Source organism: Phenylobacterium montanum, from assembly GCF_018135625.1.
Taxonomy (GTDB): domain Bacteria; phylum Pseudomonadota; class Alphaproteobacteria; order Caulobacterales; family Caulobacteraceae; genus Poindextera; species Poindextera montana.
Map to the genome: position 1 here is coordinate 3,262,225 of NZ_CP073078.1, position 11,534 is coordinate 3,273,758.

Genomic DNA, 11,534 nt, shown 5'->3' on the forward strand with positions numbered 1-11,534 from the left:
TCTGGGAGAAGCACAAATGGCGTTTCGTCCGCTCGGCGATCGCGTCCTGATCAAACGCGTCGAAGAAGAGACCAAGACCAAGGGCGGGATCATCATCCCCGACACCGCCAAGGAAAAGCCGCAGGAAGGCGAAGTCGTCGCCGTCGGCCCCGGCGCGCGTGACGACCACGGCAAGATCAACCCGCTCGACGTGAAGAAGGGCGACCGCATCCTGTTCGGCAAGTGGTCGGGCACCGAAGTGAAGATCGACGGTCAGGACCTCCTGATCATGAAGGAAAGCGACATCCTGGGCGTGGTCGAAGCTTAAGTCGCTTCCCGCTCCGGACCGTTTCCTCCAACCCACATCTTAGGAAGAGAGCCCTCAAATGGCTGCCAAAGACGTCTATTTCTCCTCCGACGCGCGCGACAAGATGCTCCGCGGCGTCAACACCCTGGCCAACGCCGTGAAGGTCACCCTGGGTCCCAAGGGCCGCAACGTGGTGATCGAAAAGTCCTTCGGCGCCCCGCGCTCGACCAAGGACGGCGTGTCGGTCGCCAAGGAAATCGAGCTGTCTGATCGCTTCGAGAACCTGGGCGCCCAGCTGATCCGCGAAGTCGCCTCCAAGACCAACGACAAGGCCGGCGACGGCACCACCACCGCCACCGTCCTGGCCCAGGCGATCGTCGTCGAAGGCCTGAAGTCGGTCGCGGCCGGCATGAACCCGATGGACCTGAAGCGCGGCGTCGACAAGGCCGTGACCAAGGTGATCGAAGAGATCAAGGCGACCTCCAAGAAGGTCACCACCAACGCCGAGATCGCCCAGGTCGGCGCCATCTCCGCCAACGGCGACCATGACGTCGGCGACATGATCGCCAAGGCCATGGAAAAGGTCGGCAACGAAGGCGTGATCACGGTGGAAGAGGCCAAGAGCCTGGAAACCGAACTCGACGTCGTCGAAGGCATGCAGTTCGACCGCGGCTACCTGTCGCCCTACTTCATCACCAACGCCGACAAGATGGAGGCGGTCCTCGAAGAGCCGCTGATCCTGCTGTTCGAAAAGAAGCTGTCCTCGCTGCAGGCCCTGCTGCCGGTGCTGGAAGCCGTGGTCCAGTCGGGCCGTCCGCTGCTGATCGTGGCGGAAGACATCGAAGGCGAAGCCCTGGCCACCCTGGTGGTCAACAAGCTGCGCGGCGGCCTGCGCGTCGCGGCGGTCAAGGCTCCGGGCTTCGGCGATCGCCGCAAGGCCATGCTGGAAGACATCGCCATCCTGACCGCCGGCCAGCTGATCAGCGAAGACCTGGGCATCAAGCTCGAGAACGTCACCCTCGACATGCTGGGCCGCGCCAAGAAGGTCACCATCACCAAGGACGACACCACCATCGTGGACGGCCTTGGCGACAAGGCTGACATCGAAGCCCGCATCAGCCAGATCAAGCGCCAGATCGAGGACACCACCTCGGACTACGACAAGGAAAAGCTGCAAGAGCGTCTGGCCAAGCTGGCCGGCGGCGTTGCGGTGGTCCGCGTCGGCGGCTCGACCGAAGTCGAAGTGAAGGAAAAGAAGGACCGGGTCGACGACGCCCTCAACGCCACCCGCGCGGCGGTTGAAGAAGGCATCGTCCCCGGCGGCGGCGTCGCCCTGCTCAAGGCCTCCAAGGTTCTGGACGGCTTCAAGGGCGACAACGAAGACCAGGACGCCGGCGTCGCCATCGTGCGCCGCGCCCTGCAGGCCCCGATCCGTCAGATCGCCGAAAACGCCGGCGTGGAAGGCTCGATCGTGGTCGGCAAGATCCTGGAAAACAGCTCCGCCACCTTCGGCTTCAACGCCCAGACGGAAGAATATGTCGACCTGATCCAGGCCGGCATCATCGACCCGGCCAAGGTCGTGCGCACCGCGCTGCAGGACGCCGCCTCGGTGGCGGGCCTGCTGATCACCACGGAAGCGGCGATCGTCGAAGCCCCGAAGAAGTCTTCGGGCGGCGGCGCCCCGGGCGGCATGCCCGGCGGCATGGGCGACATGGACTTCTAAGTCCAAACGCTCAGATTTGAGTGAATGCGGAGAGGGCGGGGCCGAAGGGTCCCGCCCTTTTTCGTTTGGCGGAAAGGGCGCCTATTACGCGCTCGGCCTCGCGACCCAGCGAATTCCCCTGACCGCTCCCGCTAAGAAGAGCACCAAGAAGAACAGAGGCACGGACCACGCCCAAATCGGAGGAACACCTTCAGGGCAATCGTTGGTCTCGCATGGTCCGTTCGCTATCGCTGAAAAGACCAAAGTGAGCATCGAGACGAACCAAGCGGCCGCTAGGTAGGCCGCGGCACCGATCATCAGGACCGCAGTTTTTTTGAATTCGAGACATCCAAAGTTTCCTGACATCATTTTCGCTGATCGGCCAATTCTCAGAGCAGGTGTCGGAGCGAGCGTCGTCCGATGCAGAGCAGCCCTTAATCTCTTGCATGATCCTGGCTCTTCGGCCTGCGTTGCTCAAGGACGCGCGCAGCGCGCCGCTCCGCGGCCAAGAGATTTAAGGGTGGAATAGGCTGTTCCTCAAAGAGGATCTGCCGATTTCCCCCCTTTCGAGCGGAAACGAAGGCGGCGCCATCCCCGATTGATTTACCCCTTTGCAAACGGCCAAGCTGGCTTGAAGATGGGCTGAGGCGGGGTGCGCCGGGGCTCAGCCTAGGCGTCAATTGAGGGGGCGGGGCGATGTCGAGGGCGGTGCTGTTGGGGTTGGCCGCGGCCATGGCCGTCACAGGCGCCGCCTGGGCGCAGACGCCGGCGGGCGCCGCCAAACCACCCGTCGCTGCGCCGGTCGCCACGCCCCCGCCTGGGCCTGCGGTCGCATTGGTCGATGCCCCGGTCGGCGCGGACGCACGCCCGTTCGGCTTCAGCCGGGTCGTGATCCGCATGCCCCTGGGGGCGTCGTTCCAGTCGCCGCACATCGGCATCTTCTGCATCGCCGCGGCGGGGAACAAGACCTGGCAGGTCAGCGGGGACTCGCCGCAAAAGCCCGGCCCCTACCAGCAGGTCCTGCGCGAGGAGATGGCGCCCGCCGGCTTCAAGGTCGACGGCGATCCGGACAATGTGTTCGAGACAGCGTCCTCCACCAGCGACATCCAGCTCGCCGCCATCATCACCCAGGTCGATATGGACTATTGCCAGCCCCGGATCGGCTTCGGCGATGTCTCGATTCGCGGCCACGGTTCGCTGTCGGTCCAATGGCAGGTCTATTCGACCATCCAGAAGCAGGTGCTGGCCAAGATCGACACCACCGGCTCGGCGGAATTCAAGGAGGTGACCGCCGGCGGTCTCCAGGCGCTGCTGCTGGCGGCGTTCCGGGAAAATGTGCGCAAGCTGTCCGCTTCGAAGAGTTTCCGCGATGCGGTGGCCAGCACGCCGAGCTTGCCCGGCGACCTGGCCAAGCCGACGCCCCAGACCCCGATCGTCCTGGCCGGCGCCCTTGCGGCCAAGCCGCGCCCGGTCAACGAGGCGGTCAGTGCAGTGGTGCTCATCCTGGCCGGCGACAGTGAGGGCAGCGGTTTCCTGGCCTCGTCCGACGGCCTGGTGCTGACGGCCCGCCACGTCGTGGGCGACGCCAAGTATGTGAAGATCCGCTGGTCCGATGGGGCCGAAGGTCTGGGCGAGGTGGTGCGCGCCGACAAGGCGCGCGATGTGGCCCTGATCAAGACCGACCCGCGCGGCCACGCCCCGCTTCGCCTGCGCCGCGAGCCTCTGCAGCCGGGAGACGCCGTGTTCGCCGTGGGGGCGCCGCTGGACCCAAAGTTCCAGAGCACGGTCACCCGGGGCGTGATTTCGGCCTACCGCACCTTCAGCGGGCTCAACTACATCCAGAGCGACGCCACGGTGAATCCAGGCAACAGCGGCGGCCCGCTCTTGGATGACAAGGGTGAGGCCATCGGCGCCACGGTCGGCGGCTACACGGTCACCGGCGCCCCCACCAACATCAACCTGTTCATCCCGGTGGGCGACGCCATGGATTTCCTGTCGGCGACGCCGAAATAGATCAGATCCCCAGTTCCGCGCTCGGCTGGTGGCTGCGTTCGTGCCAGGCCGAGATCAGGCAGCCGAGCACGATCAGGGCCGCGCCGGCCAGGGTGGTCAGGGTCACCGGCTCCTTGAACATCAGGAACCCGAACAGCGCCGCCCAGAGGAAGGCGGTGTATTCCAGCACCACCAGCACCCGGGCCTCGGCGCGGGCATAGGCCCAGGACAGGGTGATGAAGGCGGCCGACGCGAAGAGGGCGCTGCCGACGATCGCCGGGACCTGGGCCATCGGCGGCGGCCTGGCGGCGAAGGGCGCGAAGCCCGAGAGGATCACGGCCATCACCACCGTGCCGAAGAAGGCGCTCTCCTCCGGCGCCGCCGCCGTGGCCTGCAGCCGCTGAAGGATCAGGTTGAAGCTGTAGACCACCGCCGAGGCCAGGATGGCCAGGGCGCCCAGCAGGGCGTCCGGCGAATGCGGCCCGCCGATCCTCGCGGCCATGATCACGCCCACCCCGGCCAGGCCGCAGAGCGACGAGATCACCGACCACCGAGTCACCTGCTCGCCCAGCAGCACCGCCGCCAGATAGAGGGTGATCAGGGGCGCGATGAAGGACAGGGCTATGCCTTCGGCCAGGGGCACCCGCGCCACGCCCCAGAAGAACAGGAACACCAAAAGCGGCGAGATCAGGCCGCGCAGGCCGTGCAGCCTCAGCGCTTGGACGGGCGGCCACCGCGGCTTGCGCAACGCCAGGATCAGGCCGGTGATGATCACCCCCGCCAGCGACCGCCACAGCGCCGCGTTATAGGCCCCGATCGCGATCGACAGCTGCTTCATCAGCGCGTCCATCATCGAATAGAGCCCGATGCCCAGGCCGGCGACGGCGAAGACGCGGGAGTGGGACGGCAGGCGCGGGGTCATACCTTCCTATAGGGGGCGTCGCCGTAGCGCGCCAAGGGCGAGGCGGGCAGCGCCTACGCCTCCCTCCCCATCGAGAAGATCGGCGAAAAGCACCCCAGGATCAGGCGCCGTGCGTCGAACGGCGGCTCGCCGGCGGTGTCGAAGCGCTCGTCCTCGTGCATCCTGGTCTCGGCGGCCTGGAAGCTCTCCTTGTCCGGCCAGACCTGCCAGGTGAACACGATCTTCTCCCCTGGCTTGGCGGCGACCGCGCGTCGGAAATCGGTCTGCTTGCCGTCGGGCACGAAGTCCTCCCAGCTCTCGACGATCTCCAGGCAGCCATAGTCCTTGAACAGCTTCGCCCCGTTCTCGGCCCATCGCCGATAGGCTTCCATCTGTCCTTCCGGGACGGGGATGACCAGGCCGCAGACGTACATGATCGGTCTCCTCTTGCAGCGATCCTTCAAAACCGCGCCGAGCGGCCCTTGATGGCGTCGCGCGCCTTGCGCACCCGCGCGCCCAGGGCGTCCGGGCGGTTCAGCTCCTTCCTGAAATCGTCGCGCGCCTCGTGCACCGAGGCGATCACCAGCCCCATGGGCACGCCGATGTCGACCAGCACGGCTTCAGACAGCTGTAGCGAGGCCTCGATGGTCTCGGGCACGGCGTCGGTGGCGCCCAGCTCGTAGAGCCGCTTGGCCTGGCGGGCGTCGCGGGCGCGGGCGACGATGGTCAGGTCCGGGCGGGCCTGGCGCGCCGCGCCGACCACCGCCTCGGCGCCTTCGGGCGAGTCCATGGTCACCACCAGGCCGCGCGCGCTCATCAGGCCCAGGCGACGCAGGAACTCGATCCGGGCCGCGTCGCCGAAATAGACCGCCTTTCCGCCGCGGCGGGCGGCCTCGGCGTTGTGGGCGTCGCGGTCGGCGGCGATCCAGTCGATCTTGTGCCGCGTCAGCATCTCGCCGACCAGCCGCCCGACCCGGCCGTAGCCGATCACCAGCACCCGCGGCGGGGCGGCCGGGTCGGCGGGCGGGGGCGGCTCGTGCGCCGGGGCCTTGGACGCCGCCTGGCTGGCCGTGGCCCCCAGCGCCCCAAGCAGGGGAATGGCGAACATGGTCAGGGTCGCGGCCACCAGCACGCTCTCGCCCAGCCCCGCCGGGACCAGCCGGGTCTGGATGGCGGTGTTCAAGAGCACGAAGGCGAACTCGCCGCCGGCGGCGAGGTTCAGGCCGGTCTCGACCGCCGCCGGAAGCTTCAACCCCATGACCCGCGCCGCCAGGGCCGCTGGCGCGAACTTGACCAGGATCAGGCCGGCCGCCAGCCCGAGGATCAGCAGCGGTTGCTGCGCCAGCCGCGAGAGGTCCAGGTCGATGCCCACCGAGAGGAAGAACAGGCCGAGCAGGAGACCCTTGAACGGCTCGATGGTCACCTCGACCTCGTGCCGATATTCGGTCTCGGCCAGGAGCAGCCCGGCGACGAAGGCGCCGATGGCCATGGAGAGGCCCGCCACCGCGCTGATCAGGCCGGCGCCTATAACCACCAAGAGGCAGGCGGCCAGGAACATCTCCTCGCTCCGAGCCCGCGCCACCGACTTCAGCATGGGTCTGAGCAGCAATCGGCCGATGGCGACGATGGCGACGATGGCCGCCACCGCCGGCAGCACGGCCAGCAGCAGCCGCGGGTCGAAGCCGTTGGCCTGGGCCTTGGCCACCACGCCCAGGGTGATGATGATCGGGGCCACCGAGAGGTCCTGGAACAGCAGCACCGACAGGGTCGCGCGGCCGGCCTCGGCGTGCAGCCGCCGGTGCTCGGCCATCACCGGGATCACCACCGCGGTGGAGGACAGGGTCAGGGCCGCGCCGATCGCCAGGGCGGCAGGCAAGCTGGCGCCCGCCAAGCTCGCCAGGCCGGTCAGGGCTGCGCCGCAGGCCAGCATCTGCAGCGGCCCGAGGCCGAACACCAGCCGCCGCATCAGCCGAAGCCGCTCCCACGACAGCTCCAGCCCGATCATGAACAGCAGGAACACCACCCCGAATTCGGCGAGGTCGGCTATGTCCTCGGGCCGGGCCACGGTGATGGCGCCGAGCCAGGGCAGCCGGACGGCCAGGGCGCCCAGGCCGGAGGGGCCCAAAAGCACGCCGGCGCCCAGAAAGCCCAGCACCGGACTGATCTTCAAGCGCTTGAACAGCGGGGCGACGATCCCGGCGGTGGCCAGGAACAGCACCAGGTCCTTGTAGCCCGCCGCCGCGCCGCCCCCCGCACTGCCCACTGCCATGCCGCCTCCGGTTCGCCTGTCCCTGCCGACTATAGGCCAGGCGCGGACAGGCGCATTGACAGAGCCTGACTTATCGCCGCTAACCTAGGGCAAAAATCGACAACGTGGCGAGGGTGGAGACATGACCGAGTGGATCTATGCGGACGTCTGGGAAGCGATCGCCGACGCCATTCCCGACAGGCCGGCCCTGATCCACGGCCCCCGCCTGATCACTTGGCGCGAGTTCGACCGCCGGGCCGACGCGCTGGCCGCCTTCCTGATCGGCGCGGGTCTGCAGCGCCAGGCCAAGGTCGGGGCCTACCTGTTCAACGCGCCGGAATATCTCGAGACCTACTACGCCGCCTTCAAGGCGGGCCTGGTCCCCTTCAACACCAACTACCGCTACGCCGCCGACGAACTGACCTATCTGTTCGACAACGCCGACGCCGAGGCGATCGTCTTCCACGCCGAATATGCGCCGATGGTCGAGGCGATCCGCGAGCGCCTGCCCGGCGTGAAGGCCTGGATCGGCGTCGCCAGCCCCGGCCACCCCGTCCCGGCCTGGGCGAGCGACTATGAAGCGATCGTCGCCGGCGAGGTCGGCCGCACGATCCCCTCCTGGGGCCGCTCGGGCGACGACCTCCTGTTCCTCTACACCGGCGGCACCACCGGCATGCCCAAGGCGGTGATGTGGCGCCAGGACGACCTGTTCAACGTCTTGGGCGCCGGCGGCAATGTGCTCCTGGGCGTGCCGCCGCTGGAGACCGCCCGCGAGGCCGGCGAGCGCGCCCGGGCGGCCGAGCCCAACCTGACCATGGCCGCGGCGCCCCTGATGCACGGTACCTCCCAGTTCACTGCCCTCGGCAGCCTGACCGCCGGGGGGGCGGTGGCGGTCCTGCCCTCGCACCGCTTCAGCGCGACCGAACTGTGGGACGAGGTCCATCGGCTGAAGGTCAACAACATGGCCATCGTCGGCCAGGCCTTCGCCGCGCCCATGCTGGAGGCCCTGGAAGCCCATCCCGGCCGCTGGGACCTGTCCAGCGTGCGCCGGATCGGCTCCTCGGGCGTGGTCTGGAGCTTCGAGAACAAGCAGGGCCTGCTGCAGCACCTGCCCGCGGGCGCGATCCTGTTCGACAGCCTGGGCTCGTCCGAGGCGGTGGGCCTGGGCGCCTCGATGTCGGCGGCGGGCGAGACGGCCAAGACCGCCCGCTTCGTGGTCGGCCCCAACAGCGCCGTGTTCACCGAGGACGGCGTGCGCGTCGAGCCGGGCTCGGGCGAGAAGGGCCTGGTGGCCACCGCCGGCTTCGTGCCGGTGGGCTACTACAAGGACCCCGAAAAGTCGGCCCGCACCTTCCGCACCTTCGAGGGCCGCCGCTGGTCGGTCCCCGGCGATTTCGCCATCGTCGAGGCCGACGGCTCCATGACCCTCCTGGGCCGCGGCTCGCAGGTGATCAACACCGGCGGCGAAAAGGTCTTCCCCGAGGAGGTTGAGGAGGCCCTGAAGCGCCATCCCGCGGTGCGTGACGCGGTGGTGGTCGGCGTGCCCGACCCCCGCTTCGGCGAGCGCATCTGCGCCGTAGTCGAGGCTGAACCTTCCGCCGCGCCGCCGACCCTGGCGGAGTTGTCCAGCCACGTCAAAACCCAGCTCGCCGACTACAAGACCCCCCGCGAACTGGTTCTGGCCCCGGTGGCCCGCGCGCCCAACGGCAAGGTCGACTACAAGGCCAGCAAGGCCCTGGCGATCGAGGCGCTGAAAGTAGCGGCTGCGGGATAAATGCGTGGTTCGAGGCGTGCCCCTTAGGGTCGCTCCTCACCATGGCTATTATCTTTGCAATCCAAAACTTAGTCATCCTGAGGAGGCTGCGCAGCGGCCGTCTCGAAGGGCGCACTTCGGTTTTGCAACGCTCCCGCAACTCATGAATGGAACTATCACCCGCCCACTTTCGCCCCGGAACGAAGAGGCGCGAGATGACTAATGCTCAAGACGGCCACCGCGCATATGTCGTTCTCGGTATAGGAGCGGTGTGCATTATCCTGGCGGCGTTCCAGCTTTGGCGTGGCGCGGCTTTCGTCGGCTTTGGCTGGAAAAGCCTTCCAACCTGGGCTTCCAGAAGCGAAAACCCTGGCCTGTTTTGGGGTCAGGTCGGCCCGGTCGCTCTGCTGGGCCTCTTTTCTGTTTGTCTCGGCGTCAAGATGATCCTGAGCGGCGGCTGACCGGAAGTAACCCGCCCACCCCCAACATGACCAAACTTTCACCCCAATCCCGCGGGAAAGACCCTATCAATCCATTCAGGCCCGCTGCGCGAACTGTGCGGCGTCTTTGCAGTTTTGGGGCAGGAAACTTCATGAAATCGCTCTTTCTGGCCAGTTGCGCCGTCATCGCGCTCAGCGCCTTCACCCCGGCCGTGGCGGGGGACGCGCCCGACGCCGCGGCGGTGGCCACGCCGCACTATGGGACCTGGGGCTATGACCTCACCGGCGAGGACAAGGCCGCCTCGCCTGGCGCCGACTTCTTCCGCTTCGCCAACGGCGCCTGGTCCGACCATGCCGAGATTCCGGCCGACCGCGTCCGCTTCGGCAATTTCGACAAGCTCTACGTGCTGTCCGAGAACCGCACCCGCCTGATCATCGAATCCGCCGCCGCCGGCCAGTCGTCCGACCCTGACGCGGCCAAGATCGGCGCCGCCTACAAGGCCTTCATGGACCAGGACAAGGTCGAGGCGCTGGACGCCAAGCCCTTGGCCCCCGACCTCGACGCCATCCGCGCCGAAAAGACCCTGGGCGATGTCGCCGCCCTGATGGGCCGCTCGCCCTTGAGCTTCCAGGGCGGGGTCTTCGCCGCCGGCATCCAGGCCGACCAGAAGGCCCCGACCAAGTATGCGGTCTATCTTGACACCGCGGGCCTCTCGCTGCCGGACCGCGACTACTATCTGGAAGCCCAGTTCGCCGAGAAGAAGCAGGCCTACCAGGCCTATGTGGCCAAGATGCTGGGGCAGATCGGCTGGCCGGACGCCGACGCCCAGGCCAAGGCGGTGGTCGACTTCGAGACTGAGATCGCCAAGGTCAGCTGGACCAAGGCCCAGGAGCGCGACCCCGACAAGACCTACAACCCCATGAGTGTCGACGAGCTGGTCCAGTATGCGCCGGGCTTCGACTTCAAGGCGTTCCTGAGGGCCGGCGACCTGCCCGACAGCGGCCGGGTGATCCTGGGCGCCAACACCGCCTTCCCCAAGGTGGCGGCGATCTTCGCCAACACTCCTATGGAGACGCTGAAGGCCTGGCAGGCCTTCCAGGTCGTCGACAGCGCCGCGCCCTATCTCTCCGACCGCTTCGTCCAAGCCCGCTTCGAATTCCGCAACAAGACCCTGGCCGGCCAGCCGCAGCAGAAGCCGCGCTGGAAGCGGGGCGTGGCCTTCGTGCAGGGCGCGCTCGGCGAGTCGGTCGGCCGCCTCTATGTCGCCCAGTACTTCACCCCTGAGGCCAAGGCCCAGATGGACGACCTGGTCGGCCAGCTCAGGGTGGCCCTGAAGGGCCGCATCGAGCGGCTGGACTGGATGGCGCCCGAGACCAAGGCCAAGGCCCTGGAGAAGCTCTCCAAGTTCACCGTCAAGATCGGCTATCCGGACAGGTGGCGGGACTATTCGCCCCTGACCGTCGCGGCCGACGACCTCTATGGCGACGCAGAGCGCAGCACCGCGTACGAATGGGAGCGGCAGGTCAAGCGGCTGAACGATCCGGTCGACAAGATGGAATGGGGCATGACCCCCCAGACCGTGAACGCCTATTACAACCCGACCAACAACGAGATCGTGTTCCCGGCCGCGATCCTGCAGCCGCCGTTCTTCGATCCCAAGGCCGACCCGGCGATCAACTACGGCGGCATCGGTGCGGTGATCGGCCACGAGATGACCCACGGCTTCGACGACGAGGGCCGCAAGTACGATGGCCTCGGCGCCCTCTCCGACTGGTGGTCGCCCCAGGACGCCAAGAAGTTCGAGGCCCAGACCGCACGCCTGGGCGCCCAATACTCCGCCTTCGAACCCCTGCCGGGCGCCCACATCAAGGGCGACAACACCATGGGCGAGAACATCGCCGACCTCGGCGGCCTGTTGGTGGCGCTCGACGCCTACCACGCCTCGCTGCACGGCAAGCCGGCGCCGGTGATCGACGGCCTGACCGGCGACCAGCGGGTGTTCCTGGGCTTCGCCCAGATCTGGCGGGAAAAGATCCGCGACGACGCGCTGCGCCAGCAGATCGCCTCCAACGAACACTCCCCGGCCCACTACCGCGTGGTCGGCACGGTGCGCAACGTCGACGCCTGGTACAAGGCCTTCGGGATCAAGCCGGGCGATCCGATGTACGTGCCGCCGGAACAGCGGGTCCGCATCTGGTGAGGCGAGGCTGA

At 67.6% G+C, this 11,534-nt stretch carries 9 protein-coding genes; 6 read left to right on the plus strand and 3 right to left on the minus strand.

Annotated features, from left to right (window positions below; all coding sequences use genetic code 11):
- The first annotated feature begins 16 nt into the window (after positions 1–16).
- From groES to KCG34_RS14620, 3 genes are all read left to right on the plus strand, one after another.
- Positions 17–307, plus strand: a complete 291-nt coding sequence (gene groES, locus KCG34_RS14610) for a co-chaperone GroES (protein WP_211936381.1) — start codon at positions 17–19, stop codon at positions 305–307.
- Between the two features lie 58 nt (positions 308–365).
- Positions 366–2,009, plus strand: coding sequence for a chaperonin GroEL (gene groL, locus KCG34_RS14615; protein WP_211936382.1), 1,644 nt, complete (start codon positions 366–368; stop codon positions 2,007–2,009).
- A 675-nt stretch (positions 2,010–2,684) separates the two neighbouring features.
- Complete coding sequence (locus KCG34_RS14620) at positions 2,685–4,001, plus strand: S1C family serine protease (RefSeq protein ID WP_211936383.1); 1,317 nt, start codon at positions 2,685–2,687, stop codon at positions 3,999–4,001.
- Between the two features lies 1 nt (position 4,002).
- Here KCG34_RS14620 and KCG34_RS14625 read toward each other — a convergent pair whose 3' ends face one another.
- The 3 genes from KCG34_RS14625 to KCG34_RS14635 are packed head-to-tail and all read right to left on the minus strand — an operon-like array spanning position 4,003 to position 7,150.
- Positions 4,003–4,902, minus strand: coding sequence for a DMT family transporter (locus KCG34_RS14625; RefSeq protein ID WP_211936384.1), 900 nt, complete (start codon positions 4,900–4,902; stop codon positions 4,003–4,005).
- Positions 4,903–4,955: 53 nt separating this feature from the next.
- Positions 4,956–5,315 (minus strand): DUF1428 domain-containing protein, encoded by a 360-nt coding sequence (locus KCG34_RS14630; RefSeq protein WP_211936385.1) that lies wholly within the window; start codon positions 5,313–5,315, stop codon positions 4,956–4,958.
- A 26-nt stretch (positions 5,316–5,341) separates the two neighbouring features.
- On the minus strand, positions 5,342–7,150 hold the full coding sequence (locus KCG34_RS14635; protein WP_211936386.1) for a cation:proton antiporter domain-containing protein: 1,809 nt from the start codon (positions 7,148–7,150) through the stop codon (positions 5,342–5,344).
- A 121-nt stretch (positions 7,151–7,271) separates the two neighbouring features.
- Here KCG34_RS14635 and KCG34_RS14640 point away from each other — a divergent pair, with 121 nt between their 5' ends.
- The 3 genes from KCG34_RS14640 (at position 7,272) to KCG34_RS14650 (ending at position 11,523) form a co-directional block, all read left to right on the plus strand.
- On the plus strand, positions 7,272–8,903 hold the full coding sequence (locus KCG34_RS14640) for an acyl-CoA synthetase (protein WP_211936387.1): 1,632 nt from the start codon (positions 7,272–7,274) through the stop codon (positions 8,901–8,903).
- A 194-nt stretch (positions 8,904–9,097) separates the two neighbouring features.
- Positions 9,098–9,343, plus strand: a complete 246-nt coding sequence (locus KCG34_RS14645; protein ID WP_211936388.1) for a hypothetical protein — start codon at positions 9,098–9,100, stop codon at positions 9,341–9,343.
- 131 nt (positions 9,344–9,474) lie between these two features.
- Positions 9,475–11,523 carry a M13 family metallopeptidase gene (locus KCG34_RS14650; protein ID WP_211936389.1) on the plus strand — a complete coding sequence of 683 codons (2,049 nt, stop codon included), beginning with the start codon at positions 9,475–9,477 and terminating at the stop codon, positions 11,521–11,523.
- The last annotated feature ends 11 nt before the right edge of the window (positions 11,524–11,534 follow it).

What these genes read in the sequence shown, in the direction of transcription:
- KCG34_RS14620 (WP_211936383.1), top strand. Translation starts at nt 2,685, where the DNA reads ATGTCGAGGGCGGTGCTGTTGGGGTTGGCCGCGGCCATGGCCGTCACA.
- KCG34_RS14650 (WP_211936389.1), top strand. Translation starts at nt 9,475, where the DNA reads ATGAAATCGCTCTTTCTGGCCAGTTGCGCCGTCATCGCGCTCAGCGCC.
- KCG34_RS14635 (WP_211936386.1), bottom strand. Translation starts at nt 7,150, where the DNA reads ATGGCAGTGGGCAGTGCGGGGGGCGGCGCGGCGGCGGGCTACAAGGAC.
- KCG34_RS14630 (WP_211936385.1), bottom strand. Translation starts at nt 5,315, where the DNA reads ATGTACGTCTGCGGCCTGGTCATCCCCGTCCCGGAAGGACAGATGGAA.
- KCG34_RS14640 (WP_211936387.1), top strand. Translation starts at nt 7,272, where the DNA reads ATGACCGAGTGGATCTATGCGGACGTCTGGGAAGCGATCGCCGACGCC.
- groL (WP_211936382.1), top strand. Translation starts at nt 366, where the DNA reads ATGGCTGCCAAAGACGTCTATTTCTCCTCCGACGCGCGCGACAAGATG.
- KCG34_RS14625 (WP_211936384.1), bottom strand. Translation starts at nt 4,902, where the DNA reads ATGACCCCGCGCCTGCCGTCCCACTCCCGCGTCTTCGCCGTCGCCGGC.
- KCG34_RS14645 (WP_211936388.1), top strand. Translation starts at nt 9,098, where the DNA reads ATGACTAATGCTCAAGACGGCCACCGCGCATATGTCGTTCTCGGTATA.
- groES (WP_211936381.1), top strand. Translation starts at nt 17, where the DNA reads ATGGCGTTTCGTCCGCTCGGCGATCGCGTCCTGATCAAACGCGTCGAA.